Annotated in this window: 22 protein-coding genes and 2 pseudogenes; 17 read left to right on the top strand and 7 right to left on the bottom strand. The window is 58.0% G+C overall.

Features of this window, described 5'->3' with window-relative positions:
• Nucleotides 1–108 precede the first annotated feature (108 nt).
• Genes maf through tatC form a run of 3 tightly spaced genes read left to right on the top strand, consistent with a single transcriptional unit; the run spans nt 109 to nt 1,960 of the window.
• Nucleotides 109–816 (top strand): septum formation protein Maf, encoded by a 708-nt coding sequence (gene maf, locus F4X57_03185; protein ID MYC06171.1) that lies wholly within the window; start codon nt 109–111, stop codon nt 814–816.
• Nucleotides 813–1,208 carry a twin-arginine translocase TatA/TatE family subunit gene (locus tag F4X57_03180; GenBank protein ID MYC06170.1) on the top strand — a complete coding sequence of 132 codons (396 nt, stop codon included), beginning with the start codon at nt 813–815 and terminating at the stop codon, nt 1,206–1,208. The genes maf and F4X57_03180 overlap by 4 nt, the downstream gene beginning before the upstream one ends.
• Nucleotides 1,205–1,960, top strand: coding sequence for a twin-arginine translocase subunit TatC (gene tatC, locus F4X57_03175; GenBank protein MYC06169.1), 756 nt, complete (start codon nt 1,205–1,207; stop codon nt 1,958–1,960). Before F4X57_03180 ends, tatC begins: the two co-directional genes overlap by 4 nt.
• A 94-nt stretch (nt 1,961–2,054) precedes the next feature.
• On the opposite strand, the gene tatA is transcribed toward tatC, so the two are convergent.
• Complete coding sequence (gene tatA, locus F4X57_03170; protein MYC06168.1) at nt 2,055–2,258, bottom strand: twin-arginine translocase TatA/TatE family subunit; 204 nt, start codon at nt 2,256–2,258, stop codon at nt 2,055–2,057.
• Nucleotides 2,259–2,514: 256 nt separating this feature from the next.
• On the opposite strand from tatA, the gene F4X57_03165 reads away from it, so the two are divergent.
• The gene (locus F4X57_03165) at nt 2,515–3,060 is read left to right on the top strand and encodes a carboxymuconolactone decarboxylase family protein (GenBank protein ID MYC06167.1); all 546 of its coding nucleotides are present in this window, start codon (nt 2,515–2,517) and stop codon (nt 3,058–3,060) included.
• Here F4X57_03165 and F4X57_03160 read toward each other — a convergent pair.
• Nucleotides 3,057–4,508, bottom strand: coding sequence for a hypothetical protein (locus F4X57_03160; GenBank protein ID MYC06166.1), 1,452 nt, complete (start codon nt 4,506–4,508; stop codon nt 3,057–3,059). The genes F4X57_03165 and F4X57_03160 overlap by 4 nt on opposite strands.
• A gap of 97 nt (nt 4,509–4,605) precedes the next feature.
• Here F4X57_03160 and F4X57_03155 point away from each other — a divergent pair, with 97 nt between their 5' ends.
• From F4X57_03155 to F4X57_03135, 5 genes and pseudogenes are all read left to right on the top strand, one after another.
• A complete protein-coding gene (locus F4X57_03155; GenBank protein MYC06165.1) occupies nt 4,606–4,890 on the top strand; it encodes a hypothetical protein in 285 nt (94 codons plus the stop codon).
• A gap of 354 nt (nt 4,891–5,244) precedes the next feature.
• Nucleotides 5,245–5,466: pseudogene (locus F4X57_03150) on the top strand (hypothetical protein).
• A gap of 288 nt (nt 5,467–5,754) precedes the next feature.
• Nucleotides 5,755–6,024: pseudogene (locus tag F4X57_03145) on the top strand (hypothetical protein).
• A gap of 216 nt (nt 6,025–6,240) precedes the next feature.
• Nucleotides 6,241–6,528: a hypothetical protein gene (locus F4X57_03140; protein ID MYC06164.1), complete on the top strand. Its 288-nt coding sequence runs from the start codon at nt 6,241–6,243 to the stop codon at nt 6,526–6,528.
• Between the two features lie 621 nt (nt 6,529–7,149).
• Entirely contained in the window at nt 7,150–8,571 is a 1,422-nt protein-coding gene (locus F4X57_03135; protein MYC06163.1) for a hypothetical protein, read from the top strand.
• A gap of 154 nt (nt 8,572–8,725) precedes the next feature.
• Here F4X57_03135 and fusA read toward each other — a convergent pair whose 3' ends face one another.
• A complete protein-coding gene (gene fusA / locus F4X57_03130) occupies nt 8,726–10,771 on the bottom strand; it encodes an elongation factor G (GenBank protein MYC06162.1) in 2,046 nt (681 codons plus the stop codon).
• 316 nt (nt 10,772–11,087) lie between these two features.
• Here fusA and def point away from each other — a divergent pair, with 316 nt between their 5' ends.
• From def to secF, 4 genes are all read left to right on the top strand, one after another.
• Entirely contained in the window at nt 11,088–11,735 is a 648-nt protein-coding gene (def, locus tag F4X57_03125) for a peptide deformylase (protein ID MYC06161.1), read from the top strand.
• A gap of 91 nt (nt 11,736–11,826) precedes the next feature.
• The gene (locus F4X57_03120) at nt 11,827–13,377 is read left to right on the top strand and encodes an HD domain-containing protein (GenBank protein MYC06160.1); all 1,551 of its coding nucleotides are present in this window, start codon (nt 11,827–11,829) and stop codon (nt 13,375–13,377) included.
• A complete protein-coding gene (gene secD, locus F4X57_03115; GenBank protein MYC06159.1) occupies nt 13,331–15,241 on the top strand; it encodes a protein translocase subunit SecD in 1,911 nt (636 codons plus the stop codon). Before F4X57_03120 ends, secD begins: the two co-directional genes overlap by 47 nt.
• 77 nt (nt 15,242–15,318) lie before the next feature.
• Nucleotides 15,319–16,257, top strand: coding sequence for a protein translocase subunit SecF (secF, locus tag F4X57_03110; GenBank protein MYC06158.1), 939 nt, complete (start codon nt 15,319–15,321; stop codon nt 16,255–16,257).
• Nucleotides 16,258–16,290: 33 nt separating this feature from the next.
• On the opposite strand, the gene F4X57_03105 is transcribed toward secF, so the two are convergent.
• The 4 genes from F4X57_03105 to F4X57_03090 form a co-directional block, all read right to left on the bottom strand.
• Nucleotides 16,291–17,337 (bottom strand): alcohol dehydrogenase catalytic domain-containing protein, encoded by a 1,047-nt coding sequence (locus tag F4X57_03105; GenBank protein ID MYC06157.1) that lies wholly within the window; start codon nt 17,335–17,337, stop codon nt 16,291–16,293.
• A 13-nt stretch (nt 17,338–17,350) separates the two neighbouring features.
• Complete coding sequence (locus tag F4X57_03100) at nt 17,351–18,262, bottom strand: NAD(P)-dependent oxidoreductase (GenBank protein ID MYC06156.1); 912 nt, start codon at nt 18,260–18,262, stop codon at nt 17,351–17,353.
• Between the two features lie 127 nt (nt 18,263–18,389).
• On the bottom strand, nt 18,390–18,998 hold the full coding sequence (locus tag F4X57_03095; protein ID MYC06155.1) for a hypothetical protein: 609 nt from the start codon (nt 18,996–18,998) through the stop codon (nt 18,390–18,392).
• Nucleotides 18,995–19,210, bottom strand: coding sequence for a hypothetical protein (locus F4X57_03090; protein MYC06154.1), 216 nt, complete (start codon nt 19,208–19,210; stop codon nt 18,995–18,997). Before F4X57_03090 ends, F4X57_03095 begins: the two co-directional genes overlap by 4 nt.
• A gap of 73 nt (nt 19,211–19,283) precedes the next feature.
• Here F4X57_03090 and mftG point away from each other — a divergent pair, with 73 nt between their 5' ends.
• The 4 genes from mftG (at nt 19,284) to F4X57_03070 (ending at nt 23,779) form a co-directional block, all read left to right on the top strand.
• A complete protein-coding gene (gene mftG / locus F4X57_03085) occupies nt 19,284–20,831 on the top strand; it encodes a mycofactocin system GMC family oxidoreductase MftG (protein ID MYC06153.1) in 1,548 nt (515 codons plus the stop codon).
• Between the two features lie 325 nt (nt 20,832–21,156).
• The gene (locus tag F4X57_03080; protein ID MYC06152.1) at nt 21,157–22,017 is read left to right on the top strand and encodes a deoxyribonuclease IV; all 861 of its coding nucleotides are present in this window, start codon (nt 21,157–21,159) and stop codon (nt 22,015–22,017) included.
• Between the two features lie 59 nt (nt 22,018–22,076).
• Nucleotides 22,077–22,949 carry a DMT family transporter gene (locus tag F4X57_03075; protein MYC06151.1) on the top strand — a complete coding sequence of 291 codons (873 nt, stop codon included), beginning with the start codon at nt 22,077–22,079 and terminating at the stop codon, nt 22,947–22,949.
• Nucleotides 22,950–23,023: 74 nt separating this feature from the next.
• A complete protein-coding gene (locus F4X57_03070; protein MYC06150.1) occupies nt 23,024–23,779 on the top strand; it encodes an SDR family oxidoreductase in 756 nt (251 codons plus the stop codon).
• The last annotated feature ends 24 nt before the right edge of the window (nt 23,780–23,803 follow it).

Below are 23,803 nucleotides of genomic sequence, written 5' to 3'. Positions count from 1 at the left end.
GGGTGACGCTAGGATGGGGGCGATCTATCTCAGATTGAATCATGCTCGCCTCTAATCGAACAGCAATGGATTACCGCGCCATAACTTTCGTGTAAAATAGGCACTACCATGCCACACCACTACCGTTACAGGAGCAACCGACCGGGCTGGCGACGGCTGATACTCGCGTCCGGCTCGCCGCGCCGCCGGCAGCTCATCAAGGCTATCGACCTGCCATTGCGGATTGTGGGCAGCGGCGATGACGAACCCGACCCGAGCGCGGGCGAATCGCCACGCTTGTATGTGCAGCGGCTGGCGCTGCAAAAGGCAAAGTTCGCCACGAAAATGACTAGAGATGACATAGTGCTCGGGGCGGACACATCCGTGGCAATCGACGACGCGATTCTCGGCAAGCCCGCAAGCGCAACCGAGGCAGTGCAGATGCTGCTACTGCTGCGAGGCCGCATGCATGAGGTCGTTACCGGCATCGCAATTCTGGACACTGAGACCGGCATCTGCTCCACGAGCGCGAGGGCGAGCAAGGTTTATATGCGGCAATACTCGGACAACGAAATCGCCCGCTATGTCGAAAGCGGCGAGCCGTTCGACAAGGCGGGCGCATACGCCGCGCAGGATGCGTCGTTCAAGCCCGCCGAGCGCATTGATGGCTGCTATGCCAATGTTATCGGGCTGCCGGTGTGCGATGTGCTGACGCTCCTCGACCGCATAGGCGTGCCCACAACATTCAGGCTTGGCTGGCAGATATATCCCGGCTGTGCGGACTGCGATTACTGGGCTACGCAGACAGCGACAAAGAAGGGAGCGCGGCGCGTATGAGCTTCCTCGGAATGGGCACATTCGAAATAATCGTCATATTGCTGGTCGCCTTCATCTTCCTTGGACCGGAGCGCATGGTTGACGCCGCCAGAACGCTCGGCAAGTGGACAGGGGAACTGCGCCGCATGGGATCAACCGTGCAGGCAGAGATGGATGACATCGGCAACATCGGCGCGCCGCTGTCACAACGACCCGCGCCGCCCCGGGATCAGCAACCTAACGATGGCGATAACCCGTCGAATACACCGCTCGACCAAGACGAACCGGACGCCCGTCAGGCGGATGGACCCGTGGCATTCCGCAGAAGTAATGCAGATACAGTCAGACAACAGCAGCCGCAGCAACCGCCGCGCGAAGAGACACGCACAACTTCCGGCGAGGACAGCGTATGAGTTCCGACAAAGGCGTGCCGTTTCAGGACCACATCACTGAGCTTCGCCGCCGTGTGATGTACTCGGCGATTGCCATTCTCATCACCACCGTCATCGCGTTCATCTTTCATGAACAGGTGCTGACGCTGCTTATGCAACCAGCGCAGGGCTTCACGAACATCCCGAGCGGCAAGCCCATCTACACCGACCTTACCGAGTTCATCAGCACCGCGATGAAGGCGTCGCTGTTGGTCGGGCTGTTAACCGCGCTGCCGTTCGTGCTGTACCAGATGGTAATGTTCGTCGCGCCGGGCCTCAGTCCGTCGGAGCGGCGCTACCTGTACGCACTGCTGCCCGCCGTCGTGCTGGCGTTCATACTCGGCGCGGCATTCGGCTACCGCGTGTTATTTCCGCCCGCGATACACTTCCTGCTGAGCTTCGGCAGTGACATAGCCACGCCATACATCCGCATCGGCAGCTATGTGAGCCTGATGATCTCGCTGCTGTTCTGGATGGGCGTGGTCTTCGAGACGCCCATCGTGCTGTTCTTCTTGTCGCGCATCGGCGTCGTATCACCGGAGCAACTTGGCAGGCAGCGCCGCTACGCCATCGTGGTCGCGTTCATACTCGGCGCGCTCATTACGCCTACCTTTGACCCCATCAACCAGACGCTAGTCGCATTGCCCATAATCGTGTTGTATGAAGTAGGCATCTGGCTAGCCAAAATCGGAGCCAGGCAGCGAAGCCGACAACGCGCCAACGAAGCCGCTTAGCATGTTGGGCAAACGAAAAGCCCGAGGCTTTTTGCCTCAGGCTTTCACTGCAATTGTATGCACATGTCCGGCAACACATCCGGCGCCAGACTGATTAAAGGCTAGACCCTTTGCTGCCTGCTTTCACCTTGTCATCATTAGCGGATTCGGAGTCTAGCGAAGCCTCTTGGCTGTCCCGGAACTGCCGTACCGCTTTCCCAACGGCCTGTCCGACCTGAGGCAACTTACCAACGCCGAAGATAAGCAGCAACACCACTAGAATAAGGATCAATTCGACCGGTCCAATTCTGAAGGGCATAGCGCACTCTCCCTCGCAGCTATCTTTCATTAATTCGCAACTCAACACCCCAATCATAGCCCCCCCCAACAACCCAGTCAACTCAATCGAGGTCTGCAATTGCCTAATGCGGTTGTCGCCGGATGATGTCCCTCGAAAAAGAGCCACCGCGCAAAGCACAGTCAATAGCGACACATCTCAACAATTCGCTCCATTCTGCGATACAATTGCCTGCGTCAATTCATCCGCACAAACTTGAACATTCAGGAGACGAAAAATGGCGCGAATCACGCAGATTACGGAACGCAGTCAGGTGGAAGAGGGCAGCCAGGGCATTTTCGATTCGATAGCGACCAGCCGCGGGCGTGTGAGCGGACCCTTCTCGGTGCTGCTGAATAGTCCAGAGGTTGCCGGGCGCGCGGCGCATCTTGGCGCTTACATACGCTTCGAGTCCACGCTGACGCCGAGCCAGCGCGAGCTCGCCATCATCACGGCGGCGCGCGAATTCGACTGTGCCTATGAATGGGCGGCGCACGCGAGTTTGGCAGAGCAGGCGGGCGTGCCAACTTCGACAATCGACGTCATCGCCAACGGTGGCGATCTCAGCGAATTGAGCGATGACGAGGCGCTCATCGTGGGTTATGGCAGGCAAATCCTGCGAGATCATCGTGTCTCCGCGGACACATTCGAGGCGGCAAAAGCGAAATTCGGCGAGCAGGGCGTTACTGAGCTGACTGCCACAATTGGCTACTACGGTATGCTCGCCTGCGCGCTGAACGCGTTTGAGGTCACGCCGTCACCGGATATGCCGCAGCTGCCCTAATCCACCGGCGGCAAGCCGCGCCTGCGACCGAACAGCACCGCCAGCGCGCCAGCGACGACCGCCGCGACTATGAGCCATGGGTTGGAGACGGGTATTGCCGGAATCGCTGTGGGCGTTGGCGAAGGGCTTGGTATCGGCGTAGGCGTGGGAGTCGGCAAGTCTAACCCTACCCACACCTTGTTGGGCTGTCGTCCGCCATCGTCGCCGTAATACTCCGCGCCGAGCCTGCTGCGCCGCCGCACGCGCACCTGCCCGTCGCCGGCGGCAAGGCTCGCTTCGTTGTCGCTAATCGCGACTTCGCCGCGATAAAGGTACGACGATGAGCTGGGCGATGCGTCCGACTCGCTTACGACCTCGCGAAGCGCGACCCACTCGCCGACTCTATCAGAAGTGCTGAAAATCCTGGCGAGTTGTGCCTCTGAGTCGAAATCATCCACGACTTCGTAGTGAAACTCTATGCGGATGGTACTGGCCGCGTCAACATCGTTAAGTATCGAAATACGCCCATTTTCTTCCTCATGGCTGACCCAGTATCCCTCGCCATCGACAAACGCCCGCGTGTACGGATATTTGGCTATCGGTGTAGTGCCATCGTAGTCGCAATCCGAGCCTGCAAACGACTTGCTCCGTGGCGCGCCGGTGACGACATTCCAGACCGTATTCGCCGGTACTGCGCTCTCGATGTTCCTCCATTCGATATTGCAGGGAATCGTGGTGCCGAGATAGTTGTCGCGGATGAAGATAATCGCTGTGTCGCCGCTCCTACCCGGTGTATTGCCGAACTTGATTGAGATACTGCGCTCCGGCGCCGTCGGCCTCGGCGTAGGGGTTGGGTATCGCTCCGGCACAAGCGTCGGCGTGGGCGCGACGAGTGGCGGCGGGCTAGGCTCTGGCGCGTCCTCAGATTTCGCCTTCTCGTTGCCGTCTTCATCCAGATACGAGACGCTCACATGGTCGCCGCTCTTCGCATAAACGACGCCATCGCCTGCGCCCGCCATCTGTGAATCGCTGCTGACACTTACTTTGCCCAAGAACAGATTCGAGGTCGCAGACGGCGACGAATCCGCTTCGCTCACCACCTCGCTAATCGCGACCCACTCGCCATCGGCATCCGATTCCCCGACTACTTTCGCTCGCTTGTCGTCCGCGTCATAAGAATCTACGACGTAGAAGTAGTACAGGACTTCTAGTCGGCTGCCAGTGTCTAAATCGGCGGCTAGATATACTTCCGGCGTATAGGCGAAGTCCGTGAGGTCATAATTGATCAAAGTTGGCGTGCCATCGTCGTACGCGGTCAGTGGCGGTTGCGCTGCCAGGCGTGAGTGCTCGGTGTAAGCGCAGTCCTCACTGGTGGAGAACCTATCCGGCTCAGGCTCGCCGCTTCTGATATTGAACCCTTGAGCGTCGTTGCCATCATAATTCTCACTGACACCATCCCAAACTGCCACGCATGAGTGAATCGTGCCAAGCGCGCCGTCCCTTATATGAAAGCTAATCTCGCCGGTGGCCGGTGGAATCGTTCCAACAAGCCTGACAATCGGCGTTATGCTCGGCTCTGGTGTGTTGGACAGCGACGGCTTAGGCCGTATCGGCTCCGGCGTATTGGTGCTTGTGGGCGTCGGAATTGGCGTATTGGTAGGCGTTGGAGTACGCGTTGGAGTCGGCGTATATGTAGGTGTGGGCGTGCGCGTTGGAGTCGGCGTATCCGTAGGTGTGGGTGTGATCGTAGGCGTGGGCGTGATGGTTGGCGTAGGGGTGATGGTTGGTGTGGCTGTCGGCGTAGGTGTCGGGTCTCCCGGCGCGACGACGACGACATTGGATATCGTATAGTTGGTCGCACTACTCTCGATCCATACCCGTACCTGATAATCCGTGCCGTCGGTCAGTGGTACGTTGCGCCATTGCTCAGGCTCATATTCCTCCGGCACATAGTCAATCGTGAATTTGCGTACATCGCGCTCTTGCGGCATGGTGAACGAATTGCGCGGGGCGACATAGCGTTCCCAATCCGCGTCCGATTCCTCGCGCCACTGGATCGACATGCCTGTGAAATTCTGCGCATTCTTAAGTTCCCAAGACGCCACGAGCTGCCTGTCGCTGGGCATAACCTCCAAGAGTATAGACGGCGTGGGAGTGTTCGTGGCGGTAAAGGTAGGCGTGTGCGTGAAGGTCGGCGTAGGGGTGATGGTGGGCGTATCGGTAGGCGTGGGTGTATGGGTCGGCGTTGGCGTATCCGTAGGTGTAGGTGTGTGAGTCGGAGTTGGCGTATCTGTAGGCGTTGGCGTGATCGAGGGTGTTGGCGTGATAGTAGGTGTGGCTGTTGGCGTAGGTGTATCTGTGGGCGTGGCTGTCGGCGTAGGTGTCGGGGCTACCGGCGCTATTACGACGACATTAGATATCGTATAGTTGGTCGCGCCGCTCTCGATCCATACCCGTACCTGATAGTCCGTGCCGTTGGTCAGCCGCGGGTAGCGCCATTTGCCAGGCTCATATTCCACAGGGATATAGTCAATCGTGAATTTGCGTACATCGCGCTCTTGCGGCATGGTGAACGAATTGCGCGGGATGACATAGCGCTCCCAATCCGCGTCCGATTCCTCGCGCCACTGGACCGACATGCCCGTGAAACTCTGTACATTCTTAAGTTCCCAAGAGGCGTCGAACTGTCCATCGCCGGGCATAACCTCCAAGTGTATAGACGGCGTGGGAGTGTTCGTGGCGGTAAAGGTAGGCGTGGGCGTGTGAGTCGGCGTGGCTGTTGGCGTCGGAGTTGGCGTAATCGTGGGAGTCTGCGTCGGCGTCGGCGTATCGGTGGGCGTATTCGTAGGCGTGGGAGTGTGCGTTGGCGTTGGCATATCGGTAGGTGTGGCCGTCGGCGTCGGAGTTGGTGTATCTGTGGGCGTCACTGTTGGCGTAGGTGTCGGGGCTGATGGCGCGGCTACGAAGACATTCGAGACTACATAATCCTCGACACCCCGGTCAATCCAAACCCTGATTTGATAGTCCTTGCCATTGGTTAAGGCGAACTTATCATAGTCATCCTCAGCTTTCACAAGAATGTGGTCGATGGTGAATGACCTGATACTTTTGTCTTCAAACGGCTTACGCGGGGGATCATCTAATAGGTGCCAATCTGCGTTAGATTTCTCACGCCACTGAATGGACATAAACTTAAAGCTATTGACATTATCAATTGTCCATTCGGCATCAAGCTGCCCTTCGCCGGGCGTAACCTCCAAGTTTATAGATGGCGCGGGCGTAGGTGTGTGCGTGATGGTCGGCGTTGGGGTGCTAGTGGGAGTGGGAGTAATCGTGGGGGTGTGGGTATTTGTCGGAGTGGGAGTAACTGTGGGAGTCGGCGTAATGGTCGGTGTTGGCGTGGGTTCCGGTTCTCCCGGCGCTACTACGACTACATTCGAGACTAATAGGTCAGTAGTGCCTAGGTTTATCCAGACTCTAACTTGGTAATTTACTCCATTGGTTAAGTCAACTTCATACCAATCATCCGGACGTTCTTCCATTGTGTGATTGATTGTAAATGACCTAGCATCATTGTCCACCTGCACGCGAGGAGGATCGTCTGTGAGGTGCCAATCGTCAGTCGAATTCACACGCCACTGAATGGCCATATATTGGATTTTATCGACTCCGACGACTGTCCATTCGGCATCGAGCCGTTTATCGCCGGGCGTGACGGTCAAGTTAATGGCAGGCGTGGAAGAGGCTTGCCTAGCGCCAAGCATTGCTTCGACAGCAATCTGCGTCCAAACCACTGCAAGCATTGCCACGCCAAGCAAGATTACTAAGTTACGAAGTACGCCATTAGGCAAGTCACTCACACATTAGATAATAAAACATATTATAAAAGTTATATAATTGCGGGCAATGTATAGGACTATCTGATATATGTCAACTGCCATAATTGGATTGATAGCGTTTCATTCGGATGGTCGAAATAACAAGACCCGTCTGTCCAGGGCCTGTCGAAGGACGAGAATTCAGTGCGCTTTGAAGCAAGGGCTATCCCTTCTCTCAAACAAGTGATAGTATGCGCCGCATGTTATTCGTGCTAAGTGAAAGATTTATCTGTTGGCAACAATTGCGAAGTCAAGCCCATTCTGGCTATTGATTCCGATTGCGGTGGTGGTGATTCACCTGCTGATGGGCGATAGAACGGCGTACACTTTAGCGCCGGAGTTGGATGTCAGCATACGCTCCGAGCAGGTGAATTCCGACGATGCGAGCCAGACTCGTTTCACGGCTCGATTGATGTTCGAGAGCCGGGAACTCGCCGAAATAAGCAATGTATCGCTTCTGGTCGATGGTCCGCAGAAACTCGAAGTCGAGCTGCCGCTGCTGGAAGGCGACTTCGATGTTTCAGGGATGGACGGAGCCACTGGCACGGTGCTCGGCGATGTTACATTCGACAGCGTATTGCCGGTGCCGCCAGTGTACAAAGCTCGGCGCGCCGGTGGGAGTGTGCAAATCGAAGTGCTGTGGACGCCGGACAGCGAACAAGCTGCGCACGGCGACTATTCCGCAACTCTGATAGTGGAAACGGAAGGCGAAGACTTGCCCTTGACTAGCGACACTGTCCATTTCACCATCAGCAGCCCGACGCCAACACCGACACACACACCGACCGCGACCGCAACTCCGTTGCCCACAAGCACGCCTACTGCGACGCCTAGGGCGACCGCGACCGCAACGCCCACGGCGACACCCACGCGAACGCGGACGCCGACCGCGACTTGGACTAGGACTCCCACGCGAACTAGAACTGCCACGCCGAGCAGTACGCCTGCATTGTTTGGCACTGCAACTCTAGCGCCAGTAACTCGGGCTAAGGCAACGCGCACATCGACGGCTACATCCGCACCGACGGTCACGCCAACAGCCACACCTATACCGGCTGCCACTGAGGTTCTACTGCTTAACGCGTCAATTTCTATTGGTGTGACCTTTACGCCAGCGCCGCCGCTGACGGGCATTCATCTTACGCGTGCACACATCCCGCAGCCGACGGCACAGGCAACAAGCGATGGCGCACAGGCGGACACCGCTCCGACCGCAACTCGAATGCCAGAAATTACGGTGGCCTCGGTTGCTCCGGCAACCGCACCGCCGCACGCCAATTCTTCGCTCGCAGCCACTTCACTGCCTCCTACAACGACCTTGGCATCAAATTCCGTTCAGCCCATACCGGTTGTTTTGCAAAATCAGCCAATCATCAGGACAGACATACCGGAGGCAGTGCGGTTATACCCAACAGATCCCTCCAGGCCGCTGCTCATTATCGTCGATCCGCCACCTACTGTAGCGCCACTTCATGAGCCGGCGTCTGATGCTCTCCCAAATGGAGAATCCGCAATTGAGCAGATTAGTCTGGTTAGCGGGACCTTGATGATGAGAATTGGCGGCCTTTTATTATTCGCTATCGCGGCTGTAGCGGCATCTGCATTGCTTGGAATTTGGTGGCGAAGCAGGCATGCAGTTATAGACGGGGAGTGATGATGAAAGACACCCCTTTCCTAGCCTTGCTCTGTCAATGGAGGGCAATGGGGAGAGGACAGAACAAGCGACCACGAACAGACAGAGGCGCGCCCTGCAATAGTGGGACGCGCCTCTGTTTTTGTATGTGCGTTGTTTCCAGTTATGCTTGTGCCTACGCCCTTGCGGCTTCGCGTTCGCGCAGCTGCTCTACTATACGATCTACTAGGTGGGCTGGGACTTCTTCGTAGTGGTCGAAATCGATGATGAAGCCGCCTTGTCCCTGCGTCATGGAGCGCAGCTCGGTAGCGTAGCGCAGCATCTCCGCCTGTGGGGTCTCGCCTTCGATCATCGTCGTACCGTTGCCCATAGGCGTCATGCCGTGGATCCTGCCGCGCTTAGAATTCATGTCGCCGATTATATCGCCCGTGTAATCGTCGGGGACGGTTATCTGCACGCGCATTATCGGCTCTAGCAGCGTGGGCGACGCCAATTGCACGCCCTTCGTCAGCGCCTGCCCGCCTGCAATTTCAAAGCAGATGCCGGACGAGTCAACGGTGTGGTAGCTGCCGTCGAATAGCGTCGCTTTAATGTCCACAATGGGGTAGCCGGCAATTGCGCCGCCCGTCATCGCCTTGGATACGCCCTTCTCCACAGAAGGGATATACTCGCGCGGCACATTACCGCCGACGACGGTCTCGGCAAACTCGAAGCCTCCGCCACGAGGCAGCGGCTCAAGCTCCAGCCACACATGACCGAACTGACCGTGCCCGCCGGACTGCTTCTTGTGGCGATATTCCACTCGCGTCCTGCCGCTGATGGTCTCCTTATACGCGACCTTCGGCACCTGCAAAATCATCTCCGCGCCGAACTTGTTCTTCATCTTCTCGACCGCGAGGTCAACGTGTGTGTCGCCTAAACCACCAAGCAACACTTCCAGCGTGTCCGGCTCGCGCGTTACTGTTAGGCTCGGGTCTTCCTCCGTGATGCGCGACAGCGAACTGGTCATCTTGTCCACGTCCGCCTGTGACTTGGGGAAAACAGCCATCAGATAAACCGAGCTTGGGAATTCCATGCCTTCCAGTGTGAATGGGTTGTCGCGCTGGCAGATAGTATGCCCTGTTAGCACGGAGTTGAGCTTTGGCGTCGCCCCGATGTCGCCGGATGCAAGTTCAGGGGCGGCGGTCTGCTCCTTGCCGCGCACCTCGAACACCTGCCCTACGCGCTCTTGCTGTCCGGTGTTGGCATTCCAATGCTGGCTGTCTCCTGTGAATGTGCCGCTGTACACGCGGAAGTATGACAGCTTGCCTACGAACGGGTCTGCCGATGTCTTGAACACCAGCGCCGCGAGCGGTCCGTTGCTGTCAGGGCCCATGGACACCGCGCCGTCTGTGGTCTGCGCAGTTACATTGCTGACATCTGCCGGCGACGGCAGGAAATCCACCACGGCGTCGAGCAGCTCAGTCGTGCCGACCTGCGTCGTCGATGCGCCGACCAGAACCGGAATAATCAGCCCGTCCAATATGCCTTGCTTCAGTCCCGCAATCATCTCGGATTGTGTGATTTCCTCGCCTTCAAGGTACTTGTCGGCGAGTTCGTCATCGGCTTCCGCGACCGCTTCTATGAGGCGTTCGCGCGCTTCTTCAACGGCGTCCGCGGCGTCCCCCGGCGCATCTGCATCAGGATCTAGCAGGTTGACCACGCCGGAAAAGTCGGCTTCCGCACCGATAGGAATCTGCACCGGCACGCATTCCCTGCCGAATCGGTCGGTGATGTCCGCCATGATGCGATCGAAATCCGCGTTCTCACGATCCATCTTGCTGATGAAGATTATGCGCGGCATATTGCGCTCAGTGGCGAGATTCCACATCTGGTTCGTGCCAACTTCCACGCCAGCCGCTGCGGATACGACAATTATCGCGGCGTCCGCTACGCGGGAAGCAGAAATCACTTCACCACGAAAGTCCGCGTAGCCCGGCGTGTCTAGGATATTAATCTTGCTGTCGCGCCACGGGCAGGCGAGAACGGACATCTGCGAGCTGGACTGGCGGCGAATCTCCTCAGGCTCGAAGTCAGAGACTGTCGTGCCGTCTTCCACTCTGCCGAGCCGCGTGGTGTGCCCCGCGGTGTGCAGCATAGCCTCTGCAAGTATAGTCTTCCCTGCGCCCCCGTGTGACAGCAGAACTATGTTGCGCAACTTGTCGGTGGTGAACTTCGGCATACTGCTTTCCCTCCGGCTATAAAATGTGTTCCCCCAATTCTAGTCAAAGGCGCATAATCGTGCAACAGCCAGAATAGTGATTATTGTATGAGAGCATAGAGTCGCCCTTTGTGTCTCTATCAGAATGGGAAAGCCGGGAAGTGTTCAAGACGAACGCCACACACTTCCAGCAGCACGCAATTCTTTGCACTAACTTACCAGTGGGTCTATAATCAGGTGTTGAACTGATAAATGCATGCGCCGCTCTGCGTCAACCCGGTCTAGAGTAATCGATTCCTGTGACTACACATGCAGCGTACGCATTGCGAGGCAGACGATGGCTATTCGCGAAATACTGCAAATACCGCATCCCACGCTCCGACAAAGGGCGAAGAGAGTGCGCGCCATCAACGATAGTGTATTGCGTCTCGCGTACGACATGGTTGACACGATGCGCGATGCGAAGGGCGTGGGTCTCGCGGCGAATCAGGTTGGCGAACTATGGCGCGTGGTTGTGATTCAGCTGCCGGACGAAGAGGATGCGCGCATCTACATCAACCCAGAAATCACACTGCGCGAAGGCGAGCGCCGCGTCGAAGAGGGTTGCCTGAGCATTGCGGGCTATAAGGGCTTCGTAACGCGATCTGTGTCGATACGCTTCCGCGCGCTCGACCACAGTGCGAAGACCGTGAAACTGCGCGCCGAAGATATGCTGTCGCAGGCGATGGAGCACGAAGTCGATCACCTGAATGGCATCCTGTACACCGATCACATGGAGGCGCACGAAAAGCTCATCAAGGTCGTGGAAGAAGACGAAGCCGCGCCGGAGCCGGATGATGCGGATGCCGCACAGGACGACGACACAGACGGTACGAACAGCGCCGATGCCGACGATGCGCCGCAAGCCTCGCACGCCGGCGAAAGCGGTCTGTGGCTGCCCGAACAAGACTCGCGCAACACCCCCGCCACATTAAAGATCAAATAGCAAAATCTCAAATGGTGTCGAGTGCCTTTGCCACGAACGCAGTTGTACATTCTTCGCCATCGGGCTGCGCGACACCGCGCATTCTAAATCAATGAACGAAGCACTCTCAATTTCCCGCTATACTGCCTTGCCGCACGCCATACGCTTTCCGCCGATGGTGCAGCGTCTTGCGGCATTTTTCGCCGGCAGGCGCGGCGCAAGCGTGAGCATTGACGCCTATCTGGTGGGCGGCGTAATCCGCGATACGTTAATGGGGCGCGCCGTGGATGACATCGACATTGCCGTCAATGGCGATGCGTACGCGGTAGGCAGTGAGATTGCGAACGCACTTGGTGGAAACTGCGTGCGTTTGCACGACGATTGGCAGATTGCCCGTGTTGCGGTGACCAACGGCGGTGATGCTACGGGCATCGTGGATATCACGACCTATCAGAGGGGAATAGAACAAGACTTGCGACGGCGAGACTTTACCATCAACGCGCTGGGACTGCCTATCAATGCAGCAGTTTGTGACGACTGGGAAGGTTACCTGATAGACCCGTGCGGCGGGCTAGGCGACCTGCGAGACGGCGTAGTACGGATGGTGTCTGCGGTGGCATTGGACGAAGACCGCCTTCGCCTCTTGCGCGGCGCAAGACTGGCGGCGCAATTCGGCTTCGCCCTTGAATCCGAGACAGCGCATGCTATCAAGGAGCGCGCGAATCGCATCAACGAAGTGGCGCAGGAACGTGTTCGCGACGAACTAATGCGGCTCTTGGGCACACCCAGCGCATACGATGGCGTACGGCTGCTTGACGAAGTAGGTCTATTGTGCGCAGTCTTGCCGGAATTGGATGATTCGAGAGGCGTAACGCAGCCTAAGGAACACTACTGGGATGTGCTCAATCATCAGATCGAGACCGTGAGATGGGTTGACGCGATGTTCGATGACGAGAATGACCACGAATCAACGCTGCTCTCCAAAGTGCCGCGCTTCACTGGCATGCGTGAGCGCATCGCCTGCGAAGTCAGTGATGGCTTCGACAGGCTGACGTTCCTGAAATTGACCGCGCTATTGCACGATGTCGCTAAGCCCGCCACGAGGACTGTCGAAGATTCCGGGCGCATTCGATTTTTGGGGCATCACAGCGAAGGCGCGGAAATGGTTCGCAGCATGCTCACGCGGCTGCGCTTCGGGAAGCGCGGCGTTGAGCATGTCGCCGGCATGGTGCAGCACCACCTGCGTCCGCGAATGCTTGCGGCGCCCGGCGGACTGCCCACGAAGCGCGCGCTGTACAGGTACTACCGCGATGTCGGCGATGTCGCGCTTGACACGCTGTACCTGAACACCGCCGACCATCTGGCAGCGCGTGGTCCGATGATGGAGCGCGACGACTGGGACGCGCACTGCCGCCTAATCCGCTACATTCTGAATGCGGGAAGCGCGGATGGCGGCATAACGCTGCGAGATTCGGCGAAAACACTTCCTAAGTTGGTGAGCGGATACGATATAATGGACAAGTTCGCGCTTGAACCAGGACGCAGAATCGGCGTTTTGCTAGAAGGTGTGCGAGAGGCGCAGGCGAGCGGAGAAGTGAGTACTAAAGAGCAGGCTCTTGAGCTGGTGCGTGCCAGCCTTGAGCGCGGAGGTAACGGTGCGTAGGAACGCAAGAGCGTTGATTTTGATTTTGCTGCTGGTTGTGGGCGCCGGGCTGTTGCTCGGCTTCCAGACGATCAATCTTGGCGGCTTTCAGCGAGGCGGCGATACATTCCTCGGGTTGAGCCTTGGGCTCGACTTGCAGGGCGGCAGCCATCTGGTCTATCGCGCCGAACCTATCGCGGAAGATGGCGGCGAACCGCAGCCGCCCAACGCCGATGATATGGAAAGCCTGAAGCGCATCATCGAGCGGCGTGTAAACTCCTCCGGCTTGGGCGAACCTATCATTCAGATTCTCGGCGAAGATAGGCTGCTTATCCAGCTGCCGGGCGTTGCCGACCCCGAACGTGCGGAAGCCATTATCGGCGAGACGGCTCAGCTTGAATTCAAGCATCGCAGAGTCAGCCCGCCGCGCAATCTAGCCACCGAGGGCATCATTACCGACGAAGATGTGGTCAGTGTATCCGCGCAGCAACTCCCGGAAGAATTGCTGCCCGAAAGCGATACTGAAAGCGGCGAGGCGTCTGAAAGCACAGAGAATGCGGACTTGGAAATCCCTGTCATCATCGTGGAGTTCACGGAGGAGGGCGCGGCGAAGTTCGATCAGGTTCACGCCAATCTACTGCAAGAGTTCTCGATTGCGGCTGCCACAGCGAACATATTCACATACCAGAGCCAGTTGCAGGCGGGATTTCTGCCAAGCTTCACCCTTACCATCGCCGGCAACGAGTTTCTCGACTACGTGGTAGCGCCTCCGGGCATAAGCAAGCTGGAAGGCACGAATCAGTATGTATTCCCGTACCCGCAGCCATCGCCGGAACTGCCGGCAGACCCCGACGAGGCGCCGGAACCCGTCGAACCGGACGACCTTGCCACCGCGCAAGCCAAAGTCGGCGATGCGGCGACCGTAACATTCATAGAGCAGCCGGGCCGCGTGGATGAAGACTTCGGGCTTGGCGGAGACAACCTGTCGAGGGCGTACGCCAGCCTGCATGCGCAGAGCGACCAACCCATCATCAACTTGGAGTTCGACTCGCTTGGCACGCGCTTGTTCGGTGAGAAGACTACCGAGATTGCGGGCAGCCCTACCGATTCCATTGCTATCTTCCTAGACGGTGAAGAGCTGATTGCGCCGGTCGTGCGCCAGCCTATCACCACTGGTACGGCGATCATTGAAGGTGGTTTCACCTTGGAACGCGCGCAAGACATTTCGCTGCTGCTCGAAGGCGGTCGTCTGCCATTCCCGATTACCCTATTGCAGCGCCGCAGCGTTGACGCCATCTTGGGTGCGGACTCGCTTGCGAAGAGCGTGGTCGCCGGCGCGGTCGGTTTGGCGCTCGTCTTCCTATTTATGACGCTGTACTACCGCGTACCGGGCCTCGTGGCATCGGTCGCCCTGCTCATTTACGCTGCACTCGTCTTGGCAATCTTCAAGCTGATGCCCGTTACGCTCACGCTGTCGGGCGTGGCTGCGACGATTCTGTCAGTAGGTATGGCGGTGGACGCGAATGTGCTGATATTCGAGCGCATGAAGGACGAGTTGCGCAGTGGGCGCACGCTTATCAGCGCGATAAATATCGGCTTCAACCGCGCTTGGCCCGCCATTCGCGACAGCAATGTGTCCACGCTGATAACCTGCGCGATTCTGTACTACTTCTCGAACCAGCTCGGCACGACGATAGTGCAGGGCTTCGCGGCGACGCTGGCAATCGGCGTGATGGTCAGTATGTTCTCCGCAATCGTCGTGAGCAGGACGATACTGCGCGTCATCGCGACGACCAGGCTCTCGCGGCTGCTGGGCGCATTCGTACCAACCGGCGCCTCCGAACTGCCGCAGCAGCCGGCAGCGGCAGCCGTTCAGCGCGGCTAATGCTTGCTTATACGGTAGCGGCGCATCCGAGTCCAAGAGGCCGGACGCATTGGAATAATTGAACTCAACGGGTAAAATTGTCCGTCAGGAGCGACAAATTGGACTTTGTAGGCAAGAGAAACTGGTTTTTCCTGTTTTCGTTTATCGTAATATTGCCGGGCGTGGTGTTCCTCATAATCAACCCGGGCTTGCGAGCAGGTATCGACTTCAGGGGCGGCTCCACGATGACGCTTGCCTTTTCCAAGGAAGTGACGCAGCAGGAGCTTAGATCGCAGCTGGCGAGCCTGGGCGAAGTCGATTCGACGGTGCAGAGCTTCGGCGACAATACCTACTTCCTGCGGACACGCCAACTCTCCGCCAGCGAACGGGAAGGCATACTGAGCGCACTTGAGTCGAGTCTGTCGCCCGATGGCATCGAAGTGCTGTCGTCCGACCTTGTGTCGCCCGTGGTGGCGCGTGAGACGATTTTGAACGGCGCGTATGCGGTAATCGCGGCGGCGGTGGGTATATTTATCTACCTGTGGTGGGCATTCCGCAGCGTTCCGCGACCGTTCCGCTACGGATTAGCCGCGCTCGTCGCGCTTGTGCATGACCTCGTAATCGTCGTGGGCATTTTCGCCATTCTGGGCAACCTGATGGGACTCGAAGTCAACACGATGTTCCTAGTCGCGGTGCTGACTGTCATCGGCTACAGCGTGAACGACACCATCGTCGTGTTTGACCGCCTGCGCGAAAATGTTACGAACTACGGTAATCGCGGCTTCGACCAGAATGTGAATGTGAGCATATCGGAGACGATAGGCCGATCTCTGAACACAAGCCTAACGCTGCTAATCGTGCTAATGGCGCTACTGCTATTCGGCGGCGCAACCATACGGACCTTCCTAATAGTGCTGATAATTGGCGTAGTAGCAGGAACATACAGCTCCATAGCAGTGGCAAGCCAAATGCTCGTAGTCTGGGAAAACGGCGATTTTGGCAGGTTGCTGCCATTCAGACGGTCCGCTACGGCGTAAGTCTGACCGTCGGTGCAAGTCCTATTGCATTCACTAGGCAGGCGGTATAATTGCCACCCGTCCGAAAGTACGCGCCGCCTGCATATCTTCGATCGCCATCGCCGCATCGTCAAATATGCATTGCTGTGAGACGACTGGTTGCACTGCGCCGCTCGATACCAGGTCAATCGCCTTGTAGATGTGGCGTGGCGATGCGCCGGTTGCGCCGGTGATGATAGCGTCGCGAAATAGCAGCTCGGCGAGATTGAAGCGCGCGGCACGACCTGCCACTTCCCCAAGCACAACCATCCTGCCGAACTGCGCCATGCTCGCAAGGCACGAGTTGAACAGCGCAGACCCGACCGGGTTGAGCACCACATCCGCGCCGTTGTCTTCGGTTAGTGCCAGCACGATTTCGGAGAAGTCCAGCTCGCTCTCAGCTAGGAGTGCCTCTACGCCTTGCAGTGTTTCTAGTGCGCCGAGTTTGTCGGGCGATGTGGTAATGGCGAAGACACGCGCGCCCATCGCCGCCGCAACTTGCGCTAGATGTACGCCTAGCCCGCCGCCCGCGCCTACTACCAGCGCAGTCTCGCCGGAGCGTAATTGAGCGGCATCTTCGAGTGCGTTTATCGCCACACCGATGGGGCAGCCGAACAGGGCGGCGTCAACGATGTCAATGTTGTCGGGGATTGGGATTGCGCTCGCTTCGGGGACGAGCATGTATTGCGCGAACCCGCCGTCGAGACCGTGCCCGAAGCCGCGTCCGCGCACGCAGCGATATTGATTGCCCGCTGTGCATCGCAGGCATTCGCCGCAGAATGTCGTTAGCGCGGTAACGACGCGCTCGCCCGGCTGAATTGCCGTTACACCATCGCCCACTTCGTGCACATAGCCGGAAACTTCGTGTCCCAGCACGACATCGGGCTTGACGCCGCGCCGCAGCGTGCCGTTGACCACCGCAACATCGTGGTAGCAGATGCCGCACGCCGCCACGCGCACCACGATTTCATGCGGCTTAGGCACCGGCATCGGCAACTCGCGTTGTTCTAGGCGTGGCGCGTCGGACTGCGAGTTTACGACTAGCGCTTGCATCGTTGCCATCAGTTGCCGCGAGCTAGTCTGCCGCCTGTTCGCCGGCGGACATGTCAGACTTCACCAAATCCACGACGGCGCGGATCGTGTCGTTGGTCGGGCGGTCTTTGTCAACGGTCTCGGGCGTCTCGTCGGCGTACGGCGTGCCGCTCAGCAGCCGGTATATTTCCGCCGCGCCTTGGTGGAACGACGGAGTTATCCCCAGCGCCTCGAAGGTGGACGCGATCTCTTCCATCTCGCCGATCCAGCGGTGCGCATTCGGCGGTAGGCGCGATATTCCGCTGTTCATCTGCTTGAGCGCGGCTGGCTGGCTGAACTCGAACTCTGCGACTAACTCGTCTGTCAAGTTCATCGACTCCGCGGCGGAAAGCAGAGCAATCTGCAGCGTGGATGTGCCTTTGGTCAGCGCGGCGTAGCACATCTTTATGCCCGAACCCTTGCCAATCTCCTCGCCGATGGGCTTGACTGTGATGCCCTTGCCGTCCAATTCCGCGACGACATCGGTGTGCTTGCCGGATACGTAGAATCGTGGCGGAGCGCCGCGCGTTGGGGAGCCGCCGATTATCCCGCCGTCCACATACTGCCCGCCCGCGCCGGTGATTATGCTCTCAATCTGACGCGTTGTCTGCGGCGATATAGCGTTGCAGTCGGCGTACACGGAATGCTTGCCTGTGGCGCGCATCGCTGCGGCAACCTGTTCCGCCACCGAAACTGCCTGCGACGGCACGAGAATGGACAATATCAGATCTGCTTGTTCGACCAGTAAGCCCAACGTGGGAATATCGCGGAAATGAGCGTCCCCCGCAAGTCGCCGCGTGCGGTCGCTCCTGCCGCGAAGGCAAGTGATGACATCGAATTCGTTCTGACCGAGCGCGTATCCCACGCCTGCGCCCATATCCCCGGGACTGAGAATCGCTACGGTTCGTACTGCCATTGAAGCCGCTCCTTATTACACTTGTCGGCGTGAACGAACGCTGCATTATATTTGCAGTATCAGTGTCAGAATAACAGAATTGCGCGATGTTTCCTAATCGACAAGTCCCGAAAGCAGGGCTTTCGGGTTATAGTGCGTTGCCCACAATCCGTTCGTGATGATAGTCCTGGTCCTGCTGAAGGGCGAACCACGAGAGCGCAAACCCGCCCTTCGACGTCTGGCTGTTGCGGGACAGGCACGAAGGACTGCACGCGGTGTTGAAAGGGAAATGGATTAGACGCCGTTGGATCTGGCTGACCTGTAAGTTGTTGAGAATACTTACAATCAATTTGCTTGCCAAAAGCCGTAACCCGAAGAACAACCCAAGCGCGATTCCAAGCATTACTGCACGGATAATAGTCTGTCTCACAAGGCGTATGAAATCTACGTCACTTCCGATAACTATAAACACTAACTCACTACTTTGGAGAACGGCGACAAAAAGAACAATTGCTATGTCTAACACAATCATCTTGATGCCTGTGCCAAGGAATCTCGAGCGCGCCAACGACCGCAGCCCGAAGAATAGCGCAAGTGCGATCCCGATTGGTAGCGCTCCAACTAGGGTTTTCTCCACAAAGGGGCGATCGAAATATGGACCGAATATGTCTAACAGCAATACCGCCCCGGCGCTGCAAAGAATAGCAGCCAATAGGGATATTGTTATGTTTAAGGCCCAGTTGTCTTTATGTATCATGATGCATCAGTCCAAAAGAGCGATATTTCCATGTCTTCACCAAATTCGCGTGCGAGCATGATATTATCACGCGATTTTGGGATTTTGATTGCTACCGCTGGTGAAGCGCGCCACATGAGTGTTTCGGCGAGTTCGCGCGCTTCGTCGCGAATGTCTCGCAGCACGCCCGACAGATCATCATCTATCTCTGCTTTGACGCCATCAGTAAGCACACCGACGGTTGCGCTTCATTTGCGTTGATAATATAGTCTGCTCAGATGGCAAGTAGAGCAGGGAGGTTTTTCCATGAAGTACGACTACATCGTTGTTGGCGGCGGCTCGGCAGGCTGCGCAATCGCGACACGCCTTTCGGAAGACCCGGAGCGGTCGGTACTGCTGTTGGAGGCAGGTCCCGACTATCCGGAATTCGACCGGCTGCCGGACGACCTGAAGTTGGGCAACAATGTCTGGTTGTCGGCGTACGGCCCGCACAGCTGGGCATACCGCGCGAAGATTACGGACGAGCAGACCGACCTGGAAATACCGCGCGGCAGGGCGACGGGCGGTTCGAGCGCCGTGAACGGGCAAGTGCTGTTCCGCGGCATCCCCGAAGACTACGACCGCTGGGCGGAGTGGGGCAACGACGAGTGGAGTTTCACCAGCGTTCTGCCGTACTTCAATAAGATGGAGACCGACCTCGACTTTGGAGGTGACGACTTCCACGGCTCGGAAGGTCCCGTGCCGGTGCGCCGTCCGCCTCGAGGCGAATGGATGCCGCACGCGGTCGCGTTCGAGAGCGCATGCGTGGACGAAGGCTTCCGGATAGACGAAGACCAGAATCATCCCGAATCCACCGGCGTCTCGCCGCGCGCGCGCAACAACATCGACGGCATTCGGATGAGCAACGCCATCAACTACCTGAACATGGCGCGCCATCGCCTGAACTTGACCATTCGCGGCAGCGTTACCGCGCGGCGAATTATCTTTGAGGGCAATCGTGCCGTGGGCATCGAAGCCGAAAGCGGCGGCGAAGCGTTTACCGTGCAGGGTGGCGAGATTATTGTGTGCAGCGGCGCGATTGCGTCTCCGCAATTGCTGATGTTGTCGGGCATCGGTCCTGCTGAGCATCTGCAAAGCTTCGGCATCGAAGTCGTGCATGACTTGCCGGGCGTCGGACAAAACCTGCGCGACCATCCCGCCGCGGCCGCGCTCTACCACGCCGTCGGAGATCCTCCCGATGTGCAAGCGCCCACGATCCAGGTCGGCTTGCGCTACACGGTCGAAGGCTCCGACTTGCGCAACGACATGCAGCTTAGCCCGATGCTGATGACCAGCGAGCACCGCCCGGCGCATATTGATATTGACGAAGACCTGAACTACATAGGTTTCAGCGCAAGCCTGCAATTGGCGCTTGGCGAAGGCGAACTGACGCTTCAATCGACCGACCCGCACGCGCAGCCGAACCTCAACTACAATTACTATCAGGAAGAGGAAGACCTGCGTCGCATGCGAGAGGCGATACGACTGGGCGTGCGCATTGCCGAGAATTCCAGTTTCTCCGACTTGCTGCTAGACAGGATTATGCCCAGCGACGAAGAATTGCAATCGGACGATCTGCTCAACGAATGGCTGCGGCGGAACTCCGGCACATCGCACCATGTATCCGGCACCTGCAAGATGGGCCCCGACTCCGACCCAATGGCAGTCGTCGACCAATACCTCAAAGTCAAGGGCGTCGAGTGCCTGCGTGTTGCGGACGCATCTGTCATGCCGGATTGCATCCGCGCCAACACCAACGCCACTACAATTATGATAGGCGAGAAAGCCGCCGACTTCATCAAGGAAGGCCGCTAATTGTCCGCCAATAATCCCCAACAAAATTCTATTGCGCCTATTGCGAAGGTCGCCTGTTGCGAAGGTTGAATGAAGGAGGACATACTCCGCGCTCTTGGTAAATCGAACCACTACAATCTGAACTTACGACCGCCGGAAACTCCTTGCGCCTATATACCGCAGTGCTACCATATAGTGTGGGCAAGAACGCGGACAGCTAAACTACTCCCATCACTAGGGTATCGCTAGGATAGGAAGAGTCAGGGTACAGGCGAACGCGCCACGCTCGCACTTCAAACCTATGTATGTATGAGCAAGGCGGCGTCAGGTAGCCATGGAGGTTCAGATGGAATTGGGGGCGCATGTGTCGGCGGCGGGCGGCGTGGACAAGGCGGTCGGGCGCGCGACTGCCATCGGTGCGGAGGCGATACAGCTCTTCGCGTCATCACCGCGCGGCTGGAAGTTCAAGCCGATACCTGACGAGAAGGCGGAGTCATACCGCGAGCAGGCGGCGGCAGAAGGTATCCACTCTACATTCCTGCACGGGTCGTATCTGGTCAACATTGGTGGCAAGCCGGAGCTCGTGGAGAAATCTATCGACTCGCTCATCAACCACATGAACGCGGCGGCGCAAATTGGCGCGCGAGGCGTCATATTCCACTCCGGCAGCCACAAGGGCGTCGGCTTCGATGTGATATTCGAGCAGGCGATGGGTGTGCTATACACAGTGCTGGACAACACGGATTACGATGTGCAGCTGATAATCGAGAACTGCGCGGGATTGAACGCGCAGATTGGCGCGTCATTCGACGAGATTGGCAGGATGATAAAAGCCGTTGATTCGCCGCGCCTGACTGTATGCCTCGACACAGAGCACGCCTTCGCCGCTGGCTACAACCTCGCCGAGCCGGATGGCATTGAGAAGACTATGGAAGAGTTCGACACCGAAATCGGGTTGGAGAGGCTCGTCGTGGTACACGCCAACGACTCCAAGGTGGAGCTCGGCTCCGGCATTGACCGCCACGAAAACATCGGCGAGGGCTTCATCGGCATCGAAGGATTCGAGGCGATTATGGCGCATCCCGCGTTCGCCGATGTGCCGTTCCTGCTGGAAGTGCCCGGCGAGAACAGGAAGGGTCCGGACAGGCCGAATCTCGACCGCCTGAAGGACATACGCGCAAGGCTGGCGGCAGTGGCGCAGCGATAGGAAGCGATGTTGGCAATTCTGCCTTTGCGGGCACAGACTATTACTGAGCGCGGCGCCGGATGAGCGCGGTAGCGGCCAGTGTAGTTTTCGGACTGCTGGCGGCTGCAGGTTGGGGCATTGCCGACTTCATCGCGGCTGCGGCGTCCAAACGCGTCGGCGTGCTCCGAACCGCGACGGGCGTGCATCTGGCCTCTGTAGTAGCTGTGGCTGGGTACTTCGTTATCGTCTTTGAGCCCGGCGCGTTGAAGTGGCAGCATTGGGCTATACTTGGCGCAATGTCCGCTGGCGGCGTGCTGGTGTATGTCGCCTTCTACCGCGCGCTCGTTGAAGGTCCTGTTGCAGTCGTCAGTCCCATTGTGTCGTCGTATGCCATCATTCTTATTGGGCTGGCTGTTGTGTTTGCCGGGGAACGGCTTAGCCTGTGGCAGGCGATGGGCGCGGTGTGTAGCGTGGGAGGAGTGGTGCTTGCTTCGTTCGATCCGCGCAGCCTGTCCACTGGTGGCAGACTCATCGGGCTTGGCGCGGTGCTGGCAATCGTAACGATGGTCGGACTAGGCGGATTAAGTTACGCGCTCGGCATAATGTCGCGGGAGCTTGGCTGGTTCTTGCCGGTGTTCATAACGCGCGTTGTCAGCACAGCGTTGTTCATTCCCCTCACAATCGCAATGCGGCAGTGGACATTGAAGGGCGTAACAATCGCCCTCGCGCTGCTTATGGCATTCGCCGGCATTGTGGAAATGGGCGGCATGTTCGCCTACGCCAGAGGCACGGAAGTGGGCGTCATTTCGATTGTCGCCGCCGCATCTATTTCCTATCCGCTCATCCCGATGCTTGGAGGGATAATCCTGTTCCGCGAACGGCTCGCCTTCAGCCAATGGGTCGGGCTGTGCATCACGCTAGCCGGACTTTTCGTGCTCGCGCTCGCCTCGTGATATACTCTGACGCGGTAATTTTCCGAGAACGCGTTGTATCAGATTATATTTGAGATATTTCATGAGGTGAAGAAATGGGACTCAACGGTAAGGTGTGCATAGTAACGGGCGGCGGCAGCGGCATCGGACGCAGCGCCTCCCTGATGATGGCAGAGGCGGGCGCGAAAGTCGTGCTTGTCGGCAGGACTGTATCAAAGGTTGAGGATGTCCGCGACGAAATTACGGCGGCGGGCGGCACGGCGATGGCGCTCGGGCTGGATGTGGGCGACTACGACGGTGTGATACAGATGGCGAAGGATGTGCTGGACGCATACGGACAAGTTGATGTGTTGGTGAACAACGCCGGGCATAGTTCGCACCACCGCCGCCTAATGACTACTACGCCGGACGAATTGCGCGGCGTGCTGGATTCCAATGTCGCCGGCAGCGTGTATTGTTCGCAGGCGGTCGTGCCGCATATGCGCGAACGCGGCGAGGGCACAATAATCAATGTGTCATCTATGGCGGGCGTAAACGCAAGCCTGCTCGCCGGCATGGCATATAGCGCGGCGAAAGCGGCGGTCATCAACTTCACGGCATTCCTGAACACCGAACTGAAGAACACAGGCATCCGCAGCAGCGTGGTGATACCCGGCGAAGTGGATACGCCCATTTTGGACAACCGCCCGATAGTGCCGGATGGCGAAGCGCGCGACACAATGGTGACCGCCGAAGACGCCGCCGAAGCGATTTTCCTGATCGCGAATCTGCCGCAGCGCGCCTGTATCCCTGAGCTGATTATACGCCCAACATACATGCGCGACACATCCGCCGAAGCAGGCGCCGCTTAGCCCAATAGTCTCTTCCTTTCCCAT

It is taken from the genome of Chloroflexota bacterium (assembly GCA_009840355.1).
GTDB lineage: Bacteria > Chloroflexota > Dehalococcoidia > Lucifugimonadales > JADFKI01 > Bin90.
Note: the sequence above shows the minus strand (reverse complement) of the source record. Positions and strands in the feature narration are given on the sequence as shown.

Bases quoted from the DNA above. Each gene is read 5' to 3' on its own strand.
- maf (MYC06171.1), top strand. From the start codon at position 109: ATGCCACACCACTACCGTTACAGGAGCAACCGACCGGGCTGGCGACGG.
- F4X57_03180 (MYC06170.1), top strand. From the start codon at position 813: ATGAGCTTCCTCGGAATGGGCACATTCGAAATAATCGTCATATTGCTG.
- tatC (MYC06169.1), top strand. From the start codon at position 1,205: ATGAGTTCCGACAAAGGCGTGCCGTTTCAGGACCACATCACTGAGCTT.
- tatA (MYC06168.1), bottom strand. From the start codon at position 2,258: ATGCCCTTCAGAATTGGACCGGTCGAATTGATCCTTATTCTAGTGGTG.
- F4X57_03165 (MYC06167.1), top strand. From the start codon at position 2,515: ATGGCGCGAATCACGCAGATTACGGAACGCAGTCAGGTGGAAGAGGGC.
- F4X57_03155 (MYC06165.1), top strand. From the start codon at position 4,606: ATGCTCGGCTCTGGTGTGTTGGACAGCGACGGCTTAGGCCGTATCGGC.
- fusA (MYC06162.1), bottom strand. From the start codon at position 10,771: ATGCCGAAGTTCACCACCGACAAGTTGCGCAACATAGTTCTGCTGTCA.
- def (MYC06161.1), top strand. From the start codon at position 11,088: ATGGCTATTCGCGAAATACTGCAAATACCGCATCCCACGCTCCGACAA.
- F4X57_03120 (MYC06160.1), top strand. From the start codon at position 11,827: ATGAACGAAGCACTCTCAATTTCCCGCTATACTGCCTTGCCGCACGCC.
- F4X57_03105 (MYC06157.1), bottom strand. From the start codon at position 17,337: ATGGCAACGATGCAAGCGCTAGTCGTAAACTCGCAGTCCGACGCGCCA.
- F4X57_03100 (MYC06156.1), bottom strand. From the start codon at position 18,262: ATGGCAGTACGAACCGTAGCGATTCTCAGTCCCGGGGATATGGGCGCA.
- F4X57_03095 (MYC06155.1), bottom strand. From the start codon at position 18,998: ATGATACATAAAGACAACTGGGCCTTAAACATAACAATATCCCTATTG.
- mftG (MYC06153.1), top strand. From the start codon at position 19,284: ATGAAGTACGACTACATCGTTGTTGGCGGCGGCTCGGCAGGCTGCGCA.
- F4X57_03080 (MYC06152.1), top strand. From the start codon at position 21,157: ATGGAATTGGGGGCGCATGTGTCGGCGGCGGGCGGCGTGGACAAGGCG.
- F4X57_03075 (MYC06151.1), top strand. From the start codon at position 22,077: ATGAGCGCGGTAGCGGCCAGTGTAGTTTTCGGACTGCTGGCGGCTGCA.
- F4X57_03070 (MYC06150.1), top strand. From the start codon at position 23,024: ATGGGACTCAACGGTAAGGTGTGCATAGTAACGGGCGGCGGCAGCGGC.